The sequence below is a fragment of the Rhodoferax sp. P1_F3 genome (assembly GCF_056405715.1).
The window spans coordinates 285,806-307,081 of sequence record NZ_JBFUBO010000004.1; the positions used below are offsets into that span (position 1 = coordinate 285,806).

Genomic DNA, 21,276 nt, shown 5'->3' on the forward strand with positions numbered 1-21,276 from the left:
AGCCAAATAGGCCTCTAGCCCGCGTAGAGGCTGCGCGAGAAGCTCCTAAAAGAATAGCGCCAGTGCAGACCGCACTGGCGCTATTTTTGGTTCTGCCGACATGTGCCGGCCCGTGTTGGCTTAGGCCTTCACGCAGTCGGCGTAGTAGTGCACCTTGCCGTCCTCGCCCACCTCGTCCACCAGGCCGTGCACATCGGTCTCAAAGCCGGGGCACTGCGCGTTGAACTCGCGCGAGAACTTCAGGTAGTCCACCACCTTCTTGTTGAACACCTCGCCCGGAATCAACAAGGGAATGCCGGGTGGGTACGGTGTGACCATGCCGACCGACACGCGGCCTTCCAGGTGGTCGATCTCCACGCGCTCGGTCTTGCGCAGGGCGATGTGGGCGTAGGCATCGCTGGGCTTCATGGCCGGGGTCAGGTCGCTCAAGTACACCTCAGTCGTCAGGCGGGCAATGTCGAACTTGGCGTACAGCTGGTGGATGTGCTGGCACAGGTCGGCTAGACCCATCTTCTCGTAGCGGGGGTACTTTTGCACAAACTCGGGCAGCACGCGCCACATGGGCTGGTTCTTGGCATAGTCGTCCTTGAACTGTTGCAGCGCGGTCAACATGCTGTTCCAGCGGCCCTTGGTAATGCCGATGGTGAACATAATGAAGAAGCTGTACAGGCCCGTCTTCTCCACCACCACGCCGTGTTCGGACAAGAACTTGGTCACGATGGAAGCGGGAATGCCGGTCTTGGCAAACTTGCCGTTCAGGTCCAGGCCGGGCGTCACGATGGTGGACTTGATCGGGTCCAGCATGTTGAAGCCGCTGGCCAGCTTACCGAAGCCGTGCCAGTTGGCTTTGGCGCTCTTGCTCTCGCCCTTGATGATCCAGTCCGCAGCCTTGCCAATGCCCTCGTCGGCCAGGTGGTCGGGGCCCCAGACCTTGAACCACCAGTCGTCGCCGTACTCTTCGTCCACCTTGCGCATGGCGCGGCGGAAGTCCAGCGCCTCTGCAATGCTTTCTTCCACCAGCGCGGTGCCACCGGGCGGCTCCATCATCGCAGCGGCCACGTCACAGCTGGCGATGATGCTGTACTGCGGGCTGGTGCTGGTGTGCATCAGGTAGGCCTCGTTGAACAAGTGCTTGTCCAGCTTGACGGTTTGCGAGTCCTGCACCAACACATGGCTGGCCTGGCTGATACCGGCCAACAGCTTGTGGATGGACTGCGTGCTGTAGACCACGGCCTCTTTGGGGCGCGCACGGTTCTTGCCCATGGCGTGGTAGGTGCCATAGAACGGGTGGAAAGCCGCGTGTGGCAACCAGGCCTCGTCGAAGTGGATGTTTTCCACATACCCATCGAGCATGCTCTTGATGGTCTCGGTGTTGTAGAGCACGCCGTCGTAGGTGCTTTGCGTCAGCGTCAGAATGCGCGGCTTCACGGTTTTGGCATTCACACCTTTGAGCAAGGGGTTGGCCTTGATCTTGGCCTGGATGGTGGCGGGCTCAAACTCGCTTTGCGGGATCGGGCCGATGATGCCGAAGTGGTTGCGCGTGGGTTTCAGAAACACGGGGATGGCCCCGGTCATGATGATGGCGTGCAGGTTGGACTTGTGGCAATTGCGGTCCACGATCACCACGTCGCCCGGCGCCACCGTGTGGTGCCAGACCATCTTGTTGGAAGTGGAGGTGCCGTTGGTCACAAAGAAGCAGTGGTCGGCATTGAAAATGCGCGCTGCATTGCGCTCCGACGCGCCAATGGCGCCGTTGTGGTCCAGCAGCTGACCCAGTTCTTCCACCGCGTTGCACACGTCGGCGCGCAGCATGTTTTCACCATAAAACTGGTGGTACATCTGGCCCACGGGGCTCTTCAGAAACGCCACGCCACCGGAGTGGCCCGGGCAGTGCCAGCTGTAAGAGCCGTCTTCGGCATAGTCCAGCAGCGCCTTGAAGAAAGGTGGTTGCACGCCTTCCAGGTAGCCCTTGGCCTCACGGATGATGTGGCGCGCCACGAATTCCGGCGTGTCCTCAAACATATGAATGAAGCCGTGCAGCTCGCGCAGGATGTCGTTGGGGATGTGGCGACTGGTCTTGGTCTCGCCGTACACATAGATAGGCACATCCAAATTCTTGCGGCGCACTTCTTCAATGAAATGGCGCAGGTTCAGCACCGCGGGGTCCAGGTCCGGGCCGGGGGTGAATTCCTCGTCGTCAATGGACAGGATGAAAGCACTGGCACGCGATTGCTGCTGGGCAAATTGCGAGAGATCGCCATAGCTGGTAACGCCCAGTACCTCAAAGCCTTCCGTTTCGATGGCCTGGGCCAGGGCGCGGATGCCCAGCCCTGACGTGTTTTCCGAGCGGAAATCTTCGTCAATGATGATGATGGGAAAGCGAAACTTCATCGAATGGCTCCAGCGGACAGGCTAAAAATGCAAAACAGGCGCGAAGTGTAAGGACTTCTGGCGACAACGTCGTGGCGCCGTCGCGCATTTGGCCCACAATGTGGCGTCATCAATACAAAGGAGGCCTCCCCCATGTCGGAACCCACCCTCTGGTGGCTGGTCACAGGCGCCATCGTCGCGGCCGAGCTGCTGACCGGTACGTTTTACCTGCTGATGCTGGCCCTTGGTACCGCCGCGGCGGCCCTGGCCGCCCACGGTGGCGCCAGCACTACCGTACAAATCATGGTCGCGGCCCTGGTGGGTGGCGGATCCGTGGTGGCCTGGCACCTCAAACGCCCGTCTGGCCGGGCCGAGTTGCCCGCCCAAGCCAACCCCAATGTCAATATGGACATCGGCGAATCTGTGCAGATCGCCGCCTGGAATCCGGACGGCACTGCCAGCGTGCAGTACCGGGGTGCCAACTGGACCGCCATGCACCGCACCGGCATCACGCCCAGTGCCGGTGCACACCGGGTGTCAGAAGTCGTGGGCAACCGCCTTTTGGTCGACAAAGCTTAAACAGGAACCCTTATGCAAATTGCAATTGCGCTGCTCTTCATCGCCGTCATTTTCGTTTTCAAATCCCTCAAGGTGGTGCCCCAGCAGCACGCCTGGGTGATCGAGCGCCTGGGCAAATACCACGGCACACTGACACCAGGGCTCAACATCCTGGTGCCGTTTGTCGACCGCGTGGCCTACAAGCATGTATTGAAAGAAATCCCACTGGACATTGCCAGCCAGGTCTGCATCACGCGCGACAACACCCAGCTGCAGGTGGACGGCATTTTGTACTTCCAGGTGACCGACGCCATGCGCGCCAGCTACGGCTCCAGCAACTACATCGTCGCCATCTCGCAGCTAGCCCAAACCTCGCTGCGCTCCGTCATTGGCAAGCTGGAGCTGGACAAGACCTTTGAAGAGCGCGACATCATCAACGCCCAGGTGGTAGCTGCGATTGACGAAGCCGCGTTGAACTGGGGTGTGAAGGTGCTGCGCTACGAGATCAAGGACCTGACGCCTCCGAAAGAAATCTTGCATGCCATGCAGGCCCAGATTACCGCCGAGCGTGAGAAGCGCGCGCTGATTGCCGCGTCCGAAGGCCGCCGCCAGGAGCAAATCAACATCGCCACCGGTGAGCGCGAAGCATTTATTGCCCGCTCCGAAGGTGAAAAGCAGGCCGTGATCAACAAGGCCCAAGGCGAGGCCGCATCCATCACGGCGGTGGCCGATGCCACGGCTTCCGCCATTGAACGCATTGCGGCCGCCATCCGCCAGCCTGGTGGCGAACAGGCCGTGCAGCTCAAGGTGGCCGAGAAAGCCGTCGAGGCCTACAGCCAGGTGGCTGCCGATGCGACCACCACTCTCATCATTCCCGCCAATATGAGCGAAGTCTCCACACTCATCGCCACCGCGATGAAGATGGTGCAGGCCAACAAGTAGAAAGCAAGCGCAGCTTCGGCTGCGCCCAGGCAATAAAAAACCCCGCAGTGCGAACACTACGGGGTTTTCGGTGCCGACCCGCCTGGAAAGGGCAGATCGGACTTGGTTCTGGCGGAGCAGGCGTCTGCCTATTTTTGGCTCCTGACCGTTCGCCACCGTTCGAACCAACCTGTAACCCATTGATATTGCTAGGAAGTCACCTCATGGGGCGTTCGTAGCCGTTCGCCAGCGTTCGCCCCAATCCGGTAATCTATGGTAGAAAGGATGGTAGAAATCAACTACCCTCCGCCATGTCTCGCAAAGCCAAAGAACTCTCAGCTCTCGAAGTTGGACGACTCACCAAACCTGGACACCACGCCGTCGGCGGGGTGGCTGGGCTGTATCTTTATGTGAACGAAACCTCGGCTCGCTCATGGGTGCTGCGTGTGATGGTGGGATCAAAAAGACGCCACATGGGGCTTGGAGGTTTTCCAGACGTGTCACTAGCGCAAGCACGAGAAAAAGCCAGAAACGCACGGGGAGATGTATCCGCCGGAAATGATCCGATTCATCAACGAACCCTTGCCGCCAGTGCCCTGCGAGCGCAACAGGCCACGGAAGTGACTTTCGAGCAAGCGGCAGAGTCCTATATTGAAGCCCACGGAGATGTCTGGAAAAATCCGAAACATAGAGCGCAATGGCTAAGCACGCTTTCCACATATGCCTACCCGGCAATGGGCAAGCTGTTAGTAAGAGATGTATCGCAGGAGCACGTACTCAACGCCCTGGAGCCCATCTGGAAGATCAAAACGGAGACGGCCACCCGGCTAAGGGGGCGAATCGAAAGCGTGCTGGACTGGGCCACGGTCCGCAAATACCGCAGTGGAGACAACCCTGCCAGATGGAAAGGACACCTGGACAAGCTCTTGCCAGCGCCAGGAAAGATTCAAAAGGTCGAGCATCACAAAGCGCTTGCGCTGGATGCACTCAGTACGTTTATGCGATCTCTGCGCACCCAAAACGGCATCGCTTCAGAGGCATTGGAGTTTGCCGTACTCACAGCCGCGCGTTCTGGCGAGGTAAGAGGCGCACTTTGGCAAGAAATGGATTTGACCAATGCCATCTGGACCATACCCGCAGACCGGATGAAAGCTGGCCGGGAACACCGGGTTCCCCTGTCTGAAGCTGCCATGGAAGTTCTTTTAACTCAGCCGAAAAGCTCTGGCGACGCCTTGGTTTTCCCGGCGCCTAGAGGGGGAACACTATCGGATATGACATTGACGGCGGTTATGCGGCGAATGCAGGTGAATGCAGTACCCCACGGCTTTCGATCCACATTCAGAGACTGGTGCAGCGAATGCACACACTACCCCAGAGATCTTGCGGAACAAGCGTTGGCGCATGCGATTGAAAGCAAAGTTGAAGCCGCATACCGCCGCGGTGATGCCCTGGAAAAGCGACGGCAGATGATGGAGGACTGGGCTATATTCTGTTTCAAAGAAAATGCCCAAGACCCACAATGAAAGTACCTATCGTTCGACTGCCCGACAAGCCACTTCTTGAGCCTGAGGTTATTGCCCAAGCAATCGTAGATGCAAAGTATCCCGAATACGAGCTGTTGCATGGAATGGATTGCGTCATTGGCACCAGAGTTCTCATGGCAGGAATTTCACTGCCGGTAGCAATCACTGAAGCGCAAAGAGAGGAGATAGTCAAACGGCTGCCGCAGCTCCCTACCCTACACGGGAAAATGCATGACGTTGAAATTGAGACGTTTTTAGAAGCATTCAAAAAACTGGCACCAATGTGCAATTGGATACCAAGCATAGTGAATGAAGATGCTCGACTTACCCGCAAAGAAAGGCGAGAGTATTTTCACAGAGAGTATTTACTTGATCTCAAACGCAGCGTTGATGAATCAAAGCTTATTGCAGTGAATGGGGGCCATATAAGGTGCAAGGTACTCAGCGTAGGCGCCTTCATTCCCTATAAGGAAGCCGTTAGATACTTGGAGGACAGCGGGCACGTTCTCCAAAGTACTGGCGAGGTCAGAAAATTTCACTCCAAAGCTGAAGCAACAAACAGAGAAGCTTCAAACGCAGAACCAGCAACATTAACTGGTGATCACAATCACGTAGTATCAAATTTGGCACAGAAAAGTAATACTTTCTCCGCTGAGAGCCTAGTTGCAGATACTACAGAGATTCAATCAGAAGTTAAATCAACATTACATGCGGACCAACTAAATCTCAAAAAGCATCATCAGAAAGTGGCTAATCAAGTTGTTGAAACCGTCAACGCTGATCTCGAAGACTTAGAGTCAAAGCTCCCAGCACCTGCAAATGACAATCAAGGTAAAGCTGCATCCAATGTTCCAGACAGGTTTATCGGCATAGCGGAGGTAACGGATTTAGTTGGCTATAAAAGGACAACCGTCTTCGGAATGATGAATGAAAAAGACCCCGCCTACGATCCAAGCTTTCCAAAAGACTTGCCGAAGCGACCAGGGTCTTCGGCGTCTCGTTGGAGTCTCAATGCCATTCAAACTTGGCAGGCTCAACAAAAAGAAAAACCTAGAAGCACTCGTACAAAATCTAAAACCTAAAAGTATCAGGTCTTGTTCCACTATGTGGATGTAGCGGAGGGTGCCATCCTTGTCTAAAACGGGTGTTTTCAGGTTTCTTTTTTTGCACCACATTTAATCATACGTACTGGGTGACCAACAGATCACCGGGAATGAATACTGGTCAGTGCGGTCGCCAGCCACTGGACTCGGCAATGATCTGCCATTGCGGCTTTGCAGAAGTAAGTCCGTTGGCACAATAGTGAAGCAGATTTCCGACACGGGAATCAGACAAATCCAACACTTTTGGTTGGATACTCTTTGGCATATTCAAAACAATATACCTGAGCATCTCCAAGACACTCCATATTTGACGCTTGAGAAGTTCATCCTCGGAAGCGCAGAAGACCTTGTTCAGTTGGTTGATTCTGGACTCCACCGTGAGCGCATCTATTAGCACTGACAAGGTTACACGATATTCACTCTTATCGAGAGGATTCGTAGTGCCTTTGGCATTTTTCATTTTTGGCATGTGTTTTGAGTGTTGATCAACGCATTAATACTTTTCCGAAACTCTGTAATTCAATCAGCTCAAAAATCGATTGAAAATCTAGTAAAAAATCGATATCCATAATGAATGCGTATTGGCATTCCTGTGAAATTGATGTCGCGCAATTAGAGATGCCTAATAAGTATTCTAGGGACTACATCATCATTAATTGATTATGAGTGATTGTTGCGTTACACAACCTATCAAATCAAGGCTACCAGGAAATTAATACCGAGTACAGCTATTGCATGGAAGACTCATTCTCATCATTCAAATGAAAAGGATTCACCATGCACGACTTAATCAGTCAATATGAATACTTCTGCAACTACCCCTACAAACTGGACAACTACTCGCATCTGACGCATCCGCATTACCTCTATAAAGCCAGGTATCTGTTGGAAGATACGATTGAGTTCATCAATCGACATTTTTATTATCACTCTGATCTTCTCTTCGTTCGCGTTGACCTGTCTTACAAGCAGGAATATATCAACTACCATTCCCTCGAAGAAGTACAACGACATAGGGAGCAGCTTCTTTCAGATAGGAGAAACCATCCTCAGCTTTTTCATGGATTCATCGCCTATATTTGGGTTCTCGAATACGGAGAAAGTGGTACGGGATATCATTACCATTTACTGCTGATTTACGATGCAAAGGTGAGATCAAGCGGCATGGCAATCTCGAATCAGGTGGACGACCTCTGGAGCTACCGTATCACCCAAGGCATGGGAAAGTGCTTCCTGTCAAATAGAGATGAAGCCAAGTTTACGGCTCTTGGTCAATGTGGTATTGGTCATATCCATCGGACTGATTTTCAGTTGCGAGTTAATCTCATTGAGCGCGTGGTAGCTTACCTGCTAAAAAAGAATGGTATGTTTGAAGTGCATTCTGACATCACGGATTCGGGTGAATTTCATACCTTTGGAAAAACCAGAATGCCTCCCCCTATCTATCCACATATAGCGCGTAGAGGACGGCCTCCAGTGCTCCCGCTGAGATTTTAGTAACGGGCACTGAAAGCCCTCATCTTTCCGACACCATACACACCAACGCCAGATGTTGTTGTGGTGACCTGCACTCTTCTTTCAGTTTCTGCGGTTAAACGTGTGCCATTTACTGTAACCTCGTTGACCATTTGGAATGGTGCCGGTCACGCCCTAGCCACAGGCATGTCTGCCCACCTTGTGGTGTAACCAGGAGTCCGACGCTCCTGCTTCATAGACCAGACCCGGCGCTTGCCTTCTGCCCCCGCGCTGGCCATCAACACCGTCCCCTTGCCATACCGTTGATTCAGACCATCCAAGGCGGACATGAGCTTGCCACGATCCTCCCCATGATCATCCTCAAGGTCCAGCTCGCACTGGTGCTGCGAGTCAGGCTGTAGTTCCAGCAATATCACACCCGCCTTGGCGTATTTGAAGCCAGGTCTGTATATCTGCCGTAGACCCGCGAGGGCGGCGCTCACGAACGCTGCAGTGTCTGCCGTGGGGCATCGAAGTGGCACGACAGTGGTGCGGCTGTACTGTGCCTCCGGGCGAAATGGACTGGTCCGAATGAACACCAGTATCCGACCAGCAAGGCTGTTTTGCTTACGAAGCTTTTCGGCCGCCCGTGATGCGAACTCGGTGATCGCTTCGGCGAGGTGATGCTGCTCCAGTACATAGTGGCCAAACGACCGGGTACAGGCGATTTCCTTCTTGGCGGCAGGGGTGTGCTCCAGGTCGACGCAGGGTGTTCCCTGTAATTCGCGGACCGTACGCTCCAACACCACAGACCACTTGCCCCGCACCGTGGCGGCGTCCAACCGGGCAAGGTCCAGGGCGGTGTGAATGCCGTCCGCATTGAGCTGCTTGGTGATCTGCCGCCCAACACCCCAAACCTCATTCACGGCCGTGGCAGCAAGTATGGCATCCCGCTCCTCCGGGTTCAACGCATCAAGGTTGCAAACCTGGGCCAGCTTCTCGGGGTAGCTGCCCGGCTTGCGTTCGGCAGTCTTGGCGATGTGGTTGGCCAGCTTGGCTAGGGTCTTGGTGGAGCCGATACCTATCCCGCAGGGAATGCCCACCCACTGCAGGATGCGGTCCCGGATTTTGTGGCTCCGGGCTACCAGGTCACCACGCACCCCCGTGAGTTCGATAAAGGACTCGTCGATGCTGTAAATCTCCTGCACCGGCCCTAGGCCCGCCGCCAGGCTCATCATGCGGTCGGACATGTCGCCGTACAGGGCGAAGTTGGCCGAGAGTGCAACCAGGCCCGCATCTTCGGCAAGGTGCCTGATTTGGAACCAGGGGGCGCCCATGGCGACTCCCAGTGCCTTGGCCTCATTGCTGCGGGCGATGGCACAGCCGTCATTGTTGGACAGCACGACCACCGGAATGCCGTTCAGGCTGGGCCGGAAGACACGCTCACAGCTCACATAGAAGTTGTTGCCGTCCACCAGCGCGTAAAGGGGCTTGGCATTCACAGCACAACAATCTCGACGCCGCTCGTCAGGATGGGCTTGCACAGGATCTTGTAGCCGTCCGCATCAAACCCTGCCGCCATGGTGTCCAGCGTCTTGGCCTGGCTCACATCACTGACACTGCCCAGGTAGGTCCAGTTAAGAACCACGTGCACCTGGCAATCATCCCCATGGCGCTCCACCAAGCCCACCGCTCCAGAAAACGGCCAACAGGCCACGCGCAGACCGTCCAGGGCATCCTGTAGCCGTGCCTGGTGTGCCTCCAGGCTTTCATCGCCCCGGCACGCCCCAGCGCAGTGGTGAATCATGGCCCGAAAGCAGGGCTTCCCCTTCACCAGCTTCTCCAGGCCAAGGGAGCCGTAGCAGAGCTTGTGTTGATCCGCGAGATCGCGCAGGGCCTGCAGCGCCGCATGCTTGCTGGAGAACAAACCATGTAGGTCTGGCTCCGTCGCAAAATTCACGTCCTTGGAATAGACCACTTCCGGTTTGCCCTGGACCAGTCGGAGCGAGCAGAGCTGGCGACTGCGCCGGAGCTTCTGGTTCATCAACGGGTTCTGCTGCTTGATCATGGCGGCCTCCAGCAACAGGGCTCCAATCTCACCAGCGGTGCGGATGTGGCTGATTCGTTTGGTTTGCCGCAACAAGCGGGCTTCCTCCGCATTGCGCAGGTGCGACAACACTCGGTTGCGCAGGTTCACGCTCTTCCCGATGTACAGCGGCAGGTCACCTTCTTCCCCATGAAAGACATAGACACCCGGTGCGGCGGGAAGGTCCTCAATGGCTTCTCGGAGGTGTTGTGGGTATTCGTAAATGCGCGTCTCATCGAACTCAGGACGGCGGCGGCGTGGGAGCTGCATAGGTCAGGCTCCAAACTGCTTGATGCAACTGGTGACCACACCCCAGATTTGGATGGTCTGTCCATCTTTGGGAACTATGTCCGGGAACGTGGGGTTAGCTGCCATGAGCTTGACCCGCCCCGCACGCTGGTAGAGCTGCTTGACGGTGAACTCTCCGTCCACGACCGCTACGACAATCATGTTGTGCCTAGGCTTGATGGCTTTGTCGATCACCAAAATGTCATTGTCAAAGATTCCAATATCCCGCATGGAGTGACCGGCGACGCGCTGCACATAGGTGGCTTGGGGATGGATGATCAGGACTTTGGTCAGATCAATACGTTCCTCACCTTCATCCTCTGCTGGGCTAGGAAAGCCTGCGCACACGGCGTTTGGCACCGAGTCAATCAGGCACGGAAAGGCGGAAATGGGTTTCGGGGGGCCGGCTGGCAATATACTGTACATAAATACAGTTTAACCATCGAAGCCGCACTATGCAATGTCGCAATGCCCGCTACCAGAGAACGACGATATGTCGCCCACTGGTGGGCTACCATGCACGCATGTACAACCTGTACGTTACGCCCCTTCGGCATGCAGGGAAAACGGGGCGTCTTGCCTTATCAAAGGAGGTTGTTATGGACGAGTTCTACCCGGACCTTCCTGAGAGCCCGCTACTTACGCGCCCTGACACGCGCTTGGTGATTGACATTCGAGACCTGCATACCAAGGTCCCAGTAGCGGGGGATGCCCTGCAACGCGGCTTGGAAGCGGCGCTCCCAGTGTTTGAGCAAAACGGCGTAAGCGCTTATGTCGCGTATTGCTCGAACTTTCTTCTGTCACTTCAGAAACACGATGACCTTGAAGACCCAAACGTCACAGAGGAAACGCTGACCTACTACTACGAGATGAGTGAATGGGGTAATGTCTGGGTGGAGGCGCGTTTTGTGGCAATGGAAGAGGCTTTGCGTGACTTGCCCGATGGGGACTACGAATGCCGATTACTGGTGGATTGGGACAACCGCGGCGCAGGTGAAACCGATGAATACTGGGGTTGGCATAGGAAGCGTGCTGGCAGTACGCATAGACCACTTTGGTTTGCGCCAGGCAACGAAGTTGAAGGTGCGCATTAGTCTCACGAATGGCCGCCAGCTGGCGACTACGTGGGACGATTTGCACTCGAATTGCACAATCTTCTTTCCGTTGGAGCTCTTGAATTCGCTCCAGCGCTTTTGCGTGCACTCACTCCAATTCTCAAATGCATCGCCAACTTTGAGGGACTTGTCAAAGTCCATCACGCCGTCCTTAACGCGGGCCATGTCCCCCGCTTCAAAGCACCCCGTTAGGGCGAATGCGGCGACAACACCGCTGATCTAAATTTTCTTCATTTTTACCTCTTGAAAGTGAACGTGCGGATTGGCTGTGGCTCCTTGTCCTGACCGGCAGGCACTGCGGTCTTGGACTCGGGTTTCCGCTTGCATTCCACGGTCAGGGTCCCGGTGATCAGGTTTTTGGCGATCTCGTAGTCCGGGTCCCAAGTCAGCACGTTGTGAATCCCCATGGCAGCGGCAGCGGCCCATCCCACAAGAGGTACAGCCAACTCACCGGCCAGCGCTGCGGCTCTTCCCTTGGTGTAGACACGGCACTTCAGGCCATGGCCTTCGATGGCTTTTTCGACTGATGCGACGGCTTCCGGCATGTTGAGGCGTGCGATGCCCCCCAGCACAAAGGAGGCGCGTGAGGCAATCAGTTCCTCAATCTCGTCGTTTGAAATGCGGTCAATGGAATAGACGGAGTAGTCCATGGTCTAGAAGTCCTGAAATTGGTTGAATAAACGGTCATGAACAGCCATAGGACTGGCGTTCTCGGATGCACACAAGTCCTCCCATACCTGATGTGCGTTGATAGTTTTTGTCAAATATCAACATATTTAGTTGACAGTCAACATATTAAATCATTCAACTAAAACTGTTGTCTGTCAACACTTGCTGCAACAAAGGTAGCAAGTGAATGCGGAAACGAACAGAGACAGTTGACAGCCAAGAATTGGGCCTTGCGCTGGGCAGAGCGATTGCTCGACAGCGCAAGAAGTGCGAGTTCACCCAAGATGAATTGGCCGAAAAGGTTGGCGTAGATGCTGAGACCATTTCCCGCATAGAGCGAGGCGTCACCCTGCCCTCATTGAGTCGCCTGGATCAATTGGCCAAGTCCTTAGACATTGGTATTGCTGAGCTGTTAGGTCAGTCCAGTCAGATTCACGGCGATCAGATGAGACGCTTGGCAGAGCTCATGGGCGTGCTTAAGACTACTGACAGAACACTACTACTGGGCATTGCGGAGCTTTTGGTACATCAAACGCGCAAGTGATCCGACTTAGGCAAAAAAATACCTGGCAGGCATCTGTCAGGTTACATCTGAAGAGAGTTAAGTGTGGACTCCTAAAGGAATCCTGGCTCCAGTATCTCCGCTGGATGAGCAATGCAAAAGCTTCCTGGCATGGCAAGCCGGATGCGGCTGAGCAGTTTCTGGAGCAGTCACATCGTTTGTGGGGCGACATTGTCAACGTTCGACGAATCCTGTTCCAGGATCGGTTCAATGAGCATGGCACCCACGTCAAGAACTGGCTGAATGCGGTGCGCGAGGGCGGCAAGCGCTAATACCCGATCAGCCGTCCCATGTTCCAGTAAAAAATCAATCACACCAACACGGCATGGAAGTACTTCTGCCGTGCAGCCAAGGTCCGTATTGAGTTGTGCCCTGTAGTGCGAAGGATGAATGCCTGTGCCGATAAACTAGGGTCAATGAACCCAATGGACCAAATTCATGCCGAAAACGGAAAAGCTGAGCGAAAGACCCGCAGAAAGCGTACGTCTGTGAAGATTTTGCTCGGACGCGTAACTGTATGAACGCGGTAGAAATAGAACAAGCAATATCGGATCTCGCCCTTGAGCGCTTCGACTCTGCGGAATTCGCGTTCGCTTTTCTGGCAGCATTCGGCAATAAGGACACCACCCTCAAGCGCTTGCGCACCGGCAACAACAATGCGTCCGATGTGCCCGGTGGGGTTCTACTACGCAACAACATTCACATGGCCGTATGCGAAAGCGGTACTGTGGGTGAAGTCCTCAAATCGCTGCGTGCCAGCCCAGCCACTACAAAAGCCAAGGCCAAATTTATCCTGGCCACGGACGGTCAGACCCTTGAAGCTGAGGAACTGATCGGTGGCGAAACCATAAATTGTGCCTACACGGACTTCCCGGATCACTTTGGATTTTTCCTACCCTTGGCGGGCATTTCCACGATCAAGGAAATCAAAGACAACCCCATCGACGTGCGCGCCACTGGGCGGCTTAACAAGCTATACGTCGAACTGTTGAATGAAAACCCCGATTGGGCAAAAGAAGAGCGCCGCGCCGACATGAATCACTTCATGGCGCGGCTAGTGTTTTGCTTCTTTGCCGAAGACACCGACATCTTCAATGGCGAGGGCCTGTTCACCAAAACAGTGGAGCAGATGAGCGAGCGGGATGGCTCAAATACTGGTGAGGTGCTGGAAGCAATCTTCCGTGCCATGAACATCAAGGTTGCAGACCGCGCCAATGCGCAGCCCCGTTTGCCAAAATGGGTCAACAGCTTTCCATATGTGAACGGAGGACTTTTCTCCGGCAGCACAGAGGTGCCACGCTTTACGCGCATGGCCCGAACTTACCTGTTGCATGCTGGGAGTCTGAAATGGCGTGAAATCAACCCCGACATTTTCGGCAGCATGATCCAAGCCGTTGCCGACGACGAGGAGCGCGGCGCACTGGGTATGCACTACACCAGCGTGCCAAACATCCTGAAGGTGTTGAATCCCTTGTTTTTGGACGACCTCCGCACGCAACTGGAAGCGGCAGGTGACAACAAAGCAAAACTGCTAAACCTGCGCAAACGCATGGCGCGCATCCGCGTTTTTGACCCTGCTTGTGGCTCCGGAAACTTCTTGGTCATTGCCTACAAGCAAATGCGAGAAATCGAGTCAGAAATAAATCGCCGCCGGGATGAGGAACACTTGGGTAGTGAAATTCCGCTTACCAACTTCAGAGGTATCGAGTTACGCGACTTTCCTGCAGAAATAGCTCGATTGGCTCTCATCATTGCCGAATTCCAGTGCGACGTGCTGTATCGTGGACAAAAGGATGCATTAGCCGAGTTTTTGCCGTTGGATGCGCAGAACTGGATTGTTTGTGGTAACTCGCTCCGGCTGGATTGGTTAAGTATCTGTCCTCCTACCGGCACAGGTGTGAAATTAGTAGCTGATGACTTGTTTGATACTCCGTTGGATCAATCTGAGATTGATTTTGTGAACGAAGGCGGGGAGACATATATCTGTGGAAATCCGCCGTACAAAGGTAGCCAAACACAGTCGCTGGAACAAAAAGCCGATCTCAGTTCAGTTTTTTCGCCTTACGGTATTTCCCCTAAGCAAATTGACTATGTGGGTGGCTGGTTCATTAAAGCTGCCGCCTATGCAAAAGCAACTACAGCGGAGTCAGCTTTTGTAAGTACGAACTCAATTTGTCAAGGCCGAATCGTGCCTTTACTATGGCCCGAAATTTTCAAACTTGGATCTGTCATTCGGTTCGGCCACACATCGTTCACTTGGGCAAATCTGGCAAGTAGCAATGCTGGAGTAACTGTCGCGATTGTTGGCCTCTCAACGCAAGTAGACAAAAGACGAATGCTCTATGACTTGTCGCGGGACGGTGAAACCACCGTACGTGAGGCGTCAAATATCACACCATATTTAACGATTGGGGAAAACGTCGTCGTAAAAGGGCAACGTGTAAGCATTGCTGGCCTTCCTGACATGTCATTTGGAAATATGCCAGTTGATGGAGGGCATTTGTTGCTCTCTTCTGAGGAAGTTGTTGGACTGGGCTTAACTCAAGAACAACACTCACTCTTTATCCGTCGCATATATGGTTCAGCAGAATTTACTCGGGGCCTCTCTAGATTCTGTCTTTGGATTGAGTCTCATAATTTGCCAAAGGCTCTAGAAATACCCGCTATTAACGAGCGGATACAAAAAGTTCGCGAGATGCGATTAGCTAGTAGTGATTCCGGAACCAATGATTTGGCGATGCGTCCGCATCAAATGAGGGAAATGAATATTGGCTCCATGAGTACCATAATTGTTCCCAGCGTATCAACTGAGTCAAGAAAGTACTTGCCGGTTGGTCTCATCGACAATAGGGCCACTATAAGTAATCTAGCTTTCGCCCTATACGATGCGCCTCTGTGGTGCTTGGCTCTTATTGCTTCCAGCTTGCATCGAGTTTGGGTTGCCACAGTTTGCGGAAAAATGCGCATTCATTACCGCTACTCAAATACCTTGGGTTGGAACACTTTCCCCGTGCCACTTCTAACAGAACAGAACAAGGCAGACCTTTCAGTTTGCGCCAGAAATATTCTGCAGGCACGAGAAGCGCATTTTCCAGCCACCATTGCCGATTTGTACGAACCGGACACCATGCCGGAAAACCTGCGCCACGCCCACGAGCGCAACGACGAGGTCCTTGAGCGCATTTACATTGGCCGCCGTTTCAAAAATGATACTGAGCGGTTGGAAAAACTGTTTGAGCTATACACAAAAATGACTGCGACACCCACCAAGGCCAAGCCAGCAGCAAAAGCAACAAAGGGGAAAATAACATCATGAGCGATCAAACCGCCAACCCAACCAATTCTTACACCGTCCCATCGGTGTCCATCACCACGGCGCGCACTGGTGTTTCCAGCAAAGCCAATGCACTTGGCATGCGCGCTATGCAAGAACGCGCTTATGCCATGCGTGGCGAGCAATACCTATTGATCAAATCACCACCCGCATCGGGCAAGTCCCGCGCGTTAATGTTTATCGCATTGGACAAGCTGAACAATCAGGGTTTGAAGCAGGCGATTGTGGTGGTGCCTGAGCGCTCCATTGGCAGCAGCTTTGCCGATGAACCTCTGAGTCAGTTCGGTTTCACTTGGAATTGGAAAGTGGCTCCGCAGTGGAACCTGTGCAATGCCCCCGGTGCGGACGATGTCAAAGTAGACAAATCCAAGGTCAAGGCTGTGGGAGAGTTCTTGGCTAGTACCGACAAAGTGCTGGTCTGCACCCATGCCACGTTCCGCTTTGCGGTGGAAGAGCTGGGTATTCAGGCCTTTGACAACCGGTTGATCGCCATCGACGAGTTTCACCACGTATCCAGCAACCCCGACAACAAGCTGGGCAGTCAGTTGGGTGCATTCATCACGCGCGACAAGGTACACATGGTGGCCATGACTGGATCGTACTTCCGTGGAGACAGCGAAGCGGTGTTGGCTCCGGCTGATGAGGCACGGTTCGAAACGGTCACCTACACTTATTACGAGCAGCTCAATGGCTACCAATGGCTCAAGTCGCTAGACATTGGCTACTTCTTTTACACCGGCCCATACGTCGATGCCGTTGGCAAAGTGCTGGACCCGGCACTGAAAACCATTGTCCATATCCCCAACGTGAACGCCCGCGAAAGCTTGAAAGACAAGCAGCGCGAGGTTGATGAAATCATGCACGGCATGGGCGAATGGAAGGGCATTGACCCCGCCACAGGTTTTCACTTGGTATTGGCCCGTGATGGCCGTACCTTGAAGGTGGCGGACTTGGTGGACGACAGCGACCAGGCCAAACGTTCGCGTATTCTGACCGCATTGAAAGACCCGGCGCAGAAGAACAACCGCGACCACGTTGACGTGATCATCGCTCTGGGCATGGCGAAAGAAGGTTTTGACTGGATTTGGTGCGAACACGCGCTGACCATTGGCTACCGCAGCAGCCTGACTGAAATCGTTCAGATCATTGGCCGTGCCACCCGTGATGCGGAGGGCAAAGAACGCTCACGCTTCACCAATCTGATTGCCGAACCCACCGCAGACCAGACCGCAGTAGCGGAAGCGGTAAATGACATGCTCAAAGCCATTTCCGCGAGCTTGCTCATGGAGCAGGTACTTGCCCCCCGCTATGAGTTCACTCCTAAGAACATGGGGCCGAAAGACGGTTTCGATTATGGCGACGATGGCTACAAGGATGGCGGGCACAACATTGGTGTGAATAAGGACACGGGCCAGATTCACGTGGAAATCAACGGCCTGACAACGCCGCAGACCCCGGAAGCCACACGCATCTGCAAAGAGGATTTGAACGAAGTCGTCACCAGTTTCCTGCAAGACAAGACCACTTTGGAACGAGGTCTGTTTGACAAGGAAAACACCCTACCGGAAGAACTGACCCAGTTGCGCATGGGCAAGATTGTTCGTGAGCGTTATCCCGACCTGAGCGACACCGATCAGGAAGCCATTAGGCAACACGCCATTGCGGCCATGAACATCACCCAACAGGCAAAATTGGCGCTGTCTATGGCGGATGCCAATGGCGGAGACATGGCACAGGGCAGCACAGCTTTGATTGATGGTGTACGCAGGTTTGTCAACGTACGTGACCTAGATATTGACCTGATTGACCGCATCAATCCGTTCGATGCCGCTTATGCGGTGTTGGCAAAGGCCATGGATGAAAAATCGCTGCGCCAGGTGCAGGCCGCCATTGCAGCCAAAAAGGTGAGCATTCCCGAAGAAGAAGCGCGTGATCTGTCTAAGCGGGCCTTGCAGTTCAAGAACGAACGTGGCCGTTTGCCAGACATCAATTCTGCCGACGCTTGGGAAAAACGCATGGCCGAAGGCGTTGCAGCCTTTGCCCGTTACCGTGCTCAAGCCAAGGCTGCACAAATGCAAGGGGAGCCTAGCAATGGCTGATTTGGACGACGACGAACTACTTGACGCGTTGGGCGTTGATGTCGCCCCGCTCAAAGTCTCCAGCCGTACACCGCGCGAGGAACGCATCATCGCGGGTTTTGAGGACATCTTGCGCTTTCACCAGACGCATGGTCGTGCGCCGCTGCATGGCGAGGAACGCGACATCTTTGAGCGCCTGTATGCGGTGCGCTTGGATCAGCTTCGCAAATTGCCAGAAGCGCAGACGCTGTTGGCCGAACTCGATAGTCCGGGCCTGTTGTCTGGTGCAACCATAGTTCAAACGAATGTGGATGACCTCGATGAGGACGCCTTGCTTGCCGAACTTGGCATTGGAGATGAGCCCTCTGACCAGAGCGACATCACGGTACTGCGGCATGTACGTTCAAATACCGAGAAGCGTGCCGCTGAAGAAGTTGCCGACCGTACACGTTGCACAGACTTCGATCAGTTCCAACCCTTGTTTGAGCAGGTCGAACGAGAGTTGAAATCCCACGTGCGCAAATCGTTGCGCTTTGGGCGTGACGCCAGCATTGCCTTTGGAAATTTCTTCATTCTCGGTGGGCAGCTTGCGTATGTGGCCGAAGTGGGTGAAGCCATCAAAGCACCAAACGGGGAGAGCGATGCGCGCCTGCGTGTTGTTTATGCAAATGGAACTGAGAGCAACTTGCTGCGTCGGTCTCTGCAACGGGCGCTTTATAAGGACGATACTGGCCGTCGCTTGACTGATCCAGATATGGGGCCACTGTTTGGGGATGCACCAGAGCCTGACGATATCGAGTCTGGAACCATCTACGTGTTGCGTAGCCAGTCCAAACACCCATTTGTGTCTGGACACCGCGAACTGATTCACAAAATTGGGGTGACTGGCGGCAAAGTCGAGACCCGAATTGCGGGAGCTGCCAAGGATTCCACCTACCTATTGGCAGATGTGGAGATCGTTGCGACCTACAAACTGCACAACTTGAATCGCACCAAGCTCGAAGGCATTTTTCATCGTCTCTTCGGCGCTGCTCAAATTGACATAACAATCGAAGACCGCTTTGGTAACCCTGTGAAGCCACGCGAGTGGTTCTTGGTGCCGTTGAGCGTGATTGACGAGGCTGTTCAGAGAATTCAGAGTGGATCTATCGTGGACGTCGTGTATGACTTGAAATCGGCAAGATTGGTCTAGTGCAGCTCCTTAAATGCAAGAAGGATGCTGTTGAACTCCGTCGAACTCTGACCAACTGGGTATGCGGCGTAAAACGAAGATTGGTTATGTCGTTACAGCGTAATCGCCAATCTCCCCATCTGCTCATTGCATACGCAGGTGCAATTTGGCCAGCTACGAGAGAAACAGCTTTCGAAACTCCGCAAGCGGCCCTTGGCTGTCGAAAACCTGTGAGGCTAGAAATGCTCCATCCTCAGGAGGCATCCCTCCTGCCGGAGACATCTTTAGGTCGCTAAGTAGTAGCTTCAATCCGGCAATCGGAAAAGCAAGCATCGCGTGGTCTGGATCGAATGTAAAGAGATGACTGTTGTCCGCAATGTAGTCATTGACCAAGCGCCGCACACCATGTCGTTCAATGAATTTAAAGTGAGGTGGCGCACCCGGTTCACAGAATTTCGGATGCTTGTAATTGGCAGCTTCTCGCTTTGCCATCAACCAAGCAAAGGGGTCATCTGTACCTATCTGTTGAGATAATAGGATACTGCTCTGTCGATAAAGACTAAATGCGCTTAACACAGCCTTATGCGTTGTACCGGAACGTTTTGTGGGGGTTTCACCAGCGGAAGCCCGCCATGTGTAGGGCGTCCTGTCTGGATAGATGATTCCAACGCCATGTAAGGCAAGTGCAGCACGAGCCAAGTAAAAGACGCTGTAGTACAGCTTCACCGTAGTCCAAGTAAAGAGCTTTTTGTCGAGACCTTGTACCGCTTCCGCAATGGAAAGACTTCCGGAATAGACGGCATCTCGCGCATCGTCGTTCAGCGATGCTGCAAGTGTCGCCGCCTCACTGGCAGTAAGTGCACGTGACGAGATATTGTTAGATGGTATTCCTGCCAAAAAGCGATTAGCAACGCCTTGCGCGCGGTGCATACGACTTAAAATTTGAACTTGGTGGACGCCTTCACTTTCGAGGGCTTGAACGCTTCCTGTAGTCGAGCGTAAATCCTCTTCTGCGCCCCTGCTCCACCTTGCCCTTTGACTTCTGATTGATAGATCAGGGAACCTGATAACTTCAATGCTGACTGAATTGTCTTAACCTCGAAAGATTCCTGAGTATTGCAGAAGGGGATCAGTTGGAGCCTGAGAAACTCCATCGCCGCGAGGAAACCAGATGCATACTGAAAAACGTTGTCTTTATCATCCCAGGCTTCACCGTAAGTATTTTTAAGTGCAATAAGCCAATTCAAAATAATCTGCTTCTGAAGTTCCAACTCTTTGACTGCGATCTGCTCGAATACCCCATTGTCTTCGACAAGGGGCTTGATACCAGTAACAGCTGACGAGAGCGGAATCCCACCTTGGCGCTTTGCTGAACCTGGCATTTTGATTTCACCCTCGTACGGTGATTCAAATTCATGTAGAAACATGGCAATGTCTCGCGCACGCACTGCTGCGTGGTCAACAATACTGTCACTCGCGACACCGTAAAGATCAAAGACCAAACTTCGCGGAACGGGCTTTTGTTCAGTATTGATGGAGAGAAAGATGTCCGCGCATTCTTTAGTGGAAAGGTTGGGGTAAATCACAACTGGAAGTTCGAGTTGCTTTCCGAGGGCCTTGTTTTCCTCAATAGCAGCTTTGATTCCCGCAATGCGGTGCTGCCCATCAATGAGTTGCGCAAGTCCCTCGCCAATAGTGAACTCCAGCATTCCATCTTTGATGGTTATTTTGTTCGTCTTGCTCACCCAATTGAGGACCACTGCATTTGGGTAGTCACCGCCTTGAAGGGTAAAGGCCTTAATGCTGTTTATGCGCCCCTGGTTTAATACGCGCTGTACAGCGCCTTCCTCATTGTCTTGCCCCCGAATCGCAGCGTAGCTAATTGCAGTAACGGTTGATGCAGGTAGCTTTGTGAGCAGAAATTTCCGGTCTCCTTGCTTTGTTTCAATGTAGGGTGCCTTGACTGATTTTTTGGTGGCCATCTACTGTCCCTTGTTAGGTCTTAAATTTAGTACAGACAATGGGTAACAGTTTACCCATGTA

Annotated in this window: 19 protein-coding genes; 11 read left to right on the forward strand and 8 right to left on the reverse strand. The window is 53.6% G+C overall.

The features are described 5' to 3' along the window. Nucleotides 1-120 precede the first annotated feature (120 nt). Nucleotides 121-2,391 carry an Orn/Lys/Arg family decarboxylase gene (locus AC1DZ5_RS09050; RefSeq protein ID WP_477888223.1) on the reverse strand — a complete coding sequence of 757 codons (2,271 nt, stop codon included), beginning with the start codon at nucleotides 2,389-2,391 and terminating at the stop codon, nucleotides 121-123. Nucleotides 2,392-2,523: 132 nt separating this feature from the next. Between AC1DZ5_RS09050 and AC1DZ5_RS09055 the strand changes: the two genes are divergently transcribed. From AC1DZ5_RS09055 to AC1DZ5_RS09070, 4 genes are all read left to right on the forward strand, one after another. Continuing rightward, on the forward strand, nucleotides 2,524-2,949 hold the full coding sequence (locus AC1DZ5_RS09055; RefSeq protein ID WP_477888225.1) for an NfeD family protein: 426 nt from the start codon (nucleotides 2,524-2,526) through the stop codon (nucleotides 2,947-2,949). Nucleotides 2,950-2,961: 12 nt separating this feature from the next. Continuing rightward, entirely contained in the window at nucleotides 2,962-3,870 is a 909-nt protein-coding gene (locus AC1DZ5_RS09060; protein WP_477888227.1) for an SPFH domain-containing protein, read from the forward strand. Nucleotides 3,871-4,160: 290 nt separating this feature from the next. Beyond that, nucleotides 4,161-5,372 carry a tyrosine-type recombinase/integrase gene (locus tag AC1DZ5_RS09065; protein WP_477888229.1) on the forward strand — a complete coding sequence of 404 codons (1,212 nt, stop codon included), beginning with the start codon at nucleotides 4,161-4,163 and terminating at the stop codon, nucleotides 5,370-5,372. Continuing rightward, nucleotides 5,369-6,454, forward strand: coding sequence for a helix-turn-helix transcriptional regulator (locus tag AC1DZ5_RS09070; protein WP_477888231.1), 1,086 nt, complete (start codon nucleotides 5,369-5,371; stop codon nucleotides 6,452-6,454). The genes AC1DZ5_RS09065 and AC1DZ5_RS09070 overlap by 4 nt, the downstream gene beginning before the upstream one ends. A 142-nt stretch (nucleotides 6,455-6,596) precedes the next feature. On the opposite strand, the gene AC1DZ5_RS09075 is transcribed toward AC1DZ5_RS09070, so the two are convergent. Beyond that, nucleotides 6,597-6,935, reverse strand: coding sequence for a hypothetical protein (locus AC1DZ5_RS09075; RefSeq protein WP_477888233.1), 339 nt, complete (start codon nucleotides 6,933-6,935; stop codon nucleotides 6,597-6,599). Between the two features lie 317 nt (nucleotides 6,936-7,252). On the opposite strand from AC1DZ5_RS09075, the gene AC1DZ5_RS09080 reads away from it, so the two are divergent. Then, the gene (locus tag AC1DZ5_RS09080) at nucleotides 7,253-7,972 is read left to right on the forward strand and encodes a YagK/YfjJ domain-containing protein (RefSeq protein ID WP_477888235.1); all 720 of its coding nucleotides are present in this window, start codon (nucleotides 7,253-7,255) and stop codon (nucleotides 7,970-7,972) included. Between the two features lie 146 nt (nucleotides 7,973-8,118). Here the strand turns inward: AC1DZ5_RS09080 and AC1DZ5_RS09085 are convergent, their stop codons facing one another. Genes AC1DZ5_RS09085 through AC1DZ5_RS09095 form a run of 3 tightly spaced genes read right to left on the reverse strand, consistent with a single transcriptional unit; the run spans nucleotide 8,119 to nucleotide 10,730 of the window. Continuing rightward, nucleotides 8,119-9,432, reverse strand: coding sequence for a Y-family DNA polymerase (locus AC1DZ5_RS09085; protein WP_477888237.1), 1,314 nt, complete (start codon nucleotides 9,430-9,432; stop codon nucleotides 8,119-8,121). After that, complete coding sequence (cho, locus tag AC1DZ5_RS09090) at nucleotides 9,429-10,286, reverse strand: excinuclease Cho (protein ID WP_477888239.1); 858 nt, start codon at nucleotides 10,284-10,286, stop codon at nucleotides 9,429-9,431. The genes AC1DZ5_RS09085 and cho overlap by 4 nt, the downstream gene beginning before the upstream one ends. A 3-nt stretch (nucleotides 10,287-10,289) precedes the next feature. Then, nucleotides 10,290-10,730: a LexA family protein gene (locus AC1DZ5_RS09095; RefSeq protein WP_477888241.1), complete on the reverse strand. Its 441-nt coding sequence runs from the start codon at nucleotides 10,728-10,730 to the stop codon at nucleotides 10,290-10,292. Nucleotides 10,731-10,903: 173 nt separating this feature from the next. Here AC1DZ5_RS09095 and AC1DZ5_RS09100 point away from each other — a divergent pair, with 173 nt between their 5' ends. Beyond that, nucleotides 10,904-11,398 (forward strand): hypothetical protein, encoded by a 495-nt coding sequence (locus tag AC1DZ5_RS09100; RefSeq protein ID WP_477888243.1) that lies wholly within the window; start codon nucleotides 10,904-10,906, stop codon nucleotides 11,396-11,398. A 257-nt stretch (nucleotides 11,399-11,655) separates the two neighbouring features. On the opposite strand, the gene AC1DZ5_RS09105 is transcribed toward AC1DZ5_RS09100, so the two are convergent. Then, nucleotides 11,656-12,069 carry a hypothetical protein gene (locus AC1DZ5_RS09105; RefSeq protein WP_477888245.1) on the reverse strand — a complete coding sequence of 138 codons (414 nt, stop codon included), beginning with the start codon at nucleotides 12,067-12,069 and terminating at the stop codon, nucleotides 11,656-11,658. Nucleotides 12,070-12,275: 206 nt separating this feature from the next. Here AC1DZ5_RS09105 and AC1DZ5_RS09110 point away from each other — a divergent pair, with 206 nt between their 5' ends. The 5 genes from AC1DZ5_RS09110 (at nucleotide 12,276) to AC1DZ5_RS09130 (ending at nucleotide 19,254) form a co-directional block, all read left to right on the forward strand. After that, nucleotides 12,276-12,632, forward strand: coding sequence for a helix-turn-helix domain-containing protein (locus tag AC1DZ5_RS09110; RefSeq protein WP_477888247.1), 357 nt, complete (start codon nucleotides 12,276-12,278; stop codon nucleotides 12,630-12,632). 104 nt (nucleotides 12,633-12,736) lie between these two features. Further along, nucleotides 12,737-12,922, forward strand: coding sequence for a hypothetical protein (locus AC1DZ5_RS09115; RefSeq protein WP_477888249.1), 186 nt, complete (start codon nucleotides 12,737-12,739; stop codon nucleotides 12,920-12,922). Nucleotides 12,923-13,167: 245 nt separating this feature from the next. Further along, the gene (locus AC1DZ5_RS09120; protein ID WP_477888251.1) at nucleotides 13,168-15,966 is read left to right on the forward strand and encodes a class I SAM-dependent DNA methyltransferase; all 2,799 of its coding nucleotides are present in this window, start codon (nucleotides 13,168-13,170) and stop codon (nucleotides 15,964-15,966) included. Then, nucleotides 15,963-18,083 (forward strand): DEAD/DEAH box helicase, encoded by a 2,121-nt coding sequence (locus tag AC1DZ5_RS09125; protein ID WP_477888253.1) that lies wholly within the window; start codon nucleotides 15,963-15,965, stop codon nucleotides 18,081-18,083. Before AC1DZ5_RS09120 ends, AC1DZ5_RS09125 begins: the two co-directional genes overlap by 4 nt. Continuing rightward, a complete protein-coding gene (locus tag AC1DZ5_RS09130) occupies nucleotides 18,076-19,254 on the forward strand; it encodes a GIY-YIG nuclease family protein (RefSeq protein WP_477888255.1) in 1,179 nt (392 codons plus the stop codon). The genes AC1DZ5_RS09125 and AC1DZ5_RS09130 overlap by 8 nt, the downstream gene beginning before the upstream one ends. A gap of 153 nt (nucleotides 19,255-19,407) precedes the next feature. Here AC1DZ5_RS09130 and AC1DZ5_RS09135 read toward each other — a convergent pair whose 3' ends face one another. Both AC1DZ5_RS09135 and AC1DZ5_RS09140 read right to left on the reverse strand, forming a co-directional pair. Continuing rightward, on the reverse strand, nucleotides 19,408-20,163 hold the full coding sequence (locus tag AC1DZ5_RS09135; RefSeq protein ID WP_477888257.1) for a hypothetical protein: 756 nt from the start codon (nucleotides 20,161-20,163) through the stop codon (nucleotides 19,408-19,410). A 5-nt stretch (nucleotides 20,164-20,168) separates the two neighbouring features. Beyond that, nucleotides 20,169-21,215 (reverse strand): DGQHR domain-containing protein, encoded by a 1,047-nt coding sequence (locus AC1DZ5_RS09140; protein ID WP_477888259.1) that lies wholly within the window; start codon nucleotides 21,213-21,215, stop codon nucleotides 20,169-20,171. Nucleotides 21,216-21,276 lie beyond the last annotated feature (61 nt).

Coding starts and splice junctions, on each gene's coding strand:
- AC1DZ5_RS09120 (WP_477888251.1), top strand. CDS start 13,168: ATGAACGCGGTAGAAATAGAACAAGCAATATCGGATCTCGCCCTTGAG.
- AC1DZ5_RS09140 (WP_477888259.1), bottom strand. CDS start 21,215: ATGGCCACCAAAAAATCAGTCAAGGCACCCTACATTGAAACAAAGCAA.
- AC1DZ5_RS09115 (WP_477888249.1), top strand. CDS start 12,737: ATGAGCAATGCAAAAGCTTCCTGGCATGGCAAGCCGGATGCGGCTGAG.
- AC1DZ5_RS09125 (WP_477888253.1), top strand. CDS start 15,963: ATGAGCGATCAAACCGCCAACCCAACCAATTCTTACACCGTCCCATCG.
- AC1DZ5_RS09100 (WP_477888243.1), top strand. CDS start 10,904: ATGGACGAGTTCTACCCGGACCTTCCTGAGAGCCCGCTACTTACGCGC.
- AC1DZ5_RS09075 (WP_477888233.1), bottom strand. CDS start 6,935: ATGAAAAATGCCAAAGGCACTACGAATCCTCTCGATAAGAGTGAATAT.
- AC1DZ5_RS09070 (WP_477888231.1), top strand. CDS start 5,369: ATGAAAGTACCTATCGTTCGACTGCCCGACAAGCCACTTCTTGAGCCT.
- AC1DZ5_RS09095 (WP_477888241.1), bottom strand. CDS start 10,730: ATGTACAGTATATTGCCAGCCGGCCCCCCGAAACCCATTTCCGCCTTT.
- AC1DZ5_RS09060 (WP_477888227.1), top strand. CDS start 2,962: ATGCAAATTGCAATTGCGCTGCTCTTCATCGCCGTCATTTTCGTTTTC.
- AC1DZ5_RS09110 (WP_477888247.1), top strand. CDS start 12,276: ATGCGGAAACGAACAGAGACAGTTGACAGCCAAGAATTGGGCCTTGCG.
- AC1DZ5_RS09080 (WP_477888235.1), top strand. CDS start 7,253: ATGCACGACTTAATCAGTCAATATGAATACTTCTGCAACTACCCCTAC.
- AC1DZ5_RS09050 (WP_477888223.1), bottom strand. CDS start 2,391: ATGAAGTTTCGCTTTCCCATCATCATCATTGACGAAGATTTCCGCTCG.
- AC1DZ5_RS09105 (WP_477888245.1), bottom strand. CDS start 12,069: ATGGACTACTCCGTCTATTCCATTGACCGCATTTCAAACGACGAGATT.
- AC1DZ5_RS09135 (WP_477888257.1), bottom strand. CDS start 20,163: ATGCACCGCGCGCAAGGCGTTGCTAATCGCTTTTTGGCAGGAATACCA.
- AC1DZ5_RS09130 (WP_477888255.1), top strand. CDS start 18,076: ATGGCTGATTTGGACGACGACGAACTACTTGACGCGTTGGGCGTTGAT.
- AC1DZ5_RS09065 (WP_477888229.1), top strand. CDS start 4,161: ATGTCTCGCAAAGCCAAAGAACTCTCAGCTCTCGAAGTTGGACGACTC.
- AC1DZ5_RS09055 (WP_477888225.1), top strand. CDS start 2,524: ATGTCGGAACCCACCCTCTGGTGGCTGGTCACAGGCGCCATCGTCGCG.
- cho (WP_477888239.1), bottom strand. CDS start 10,286: ATGCAGCTCCCACGCCGCCGCCGTCCTGAGTTCGATGAGACGCGCATT.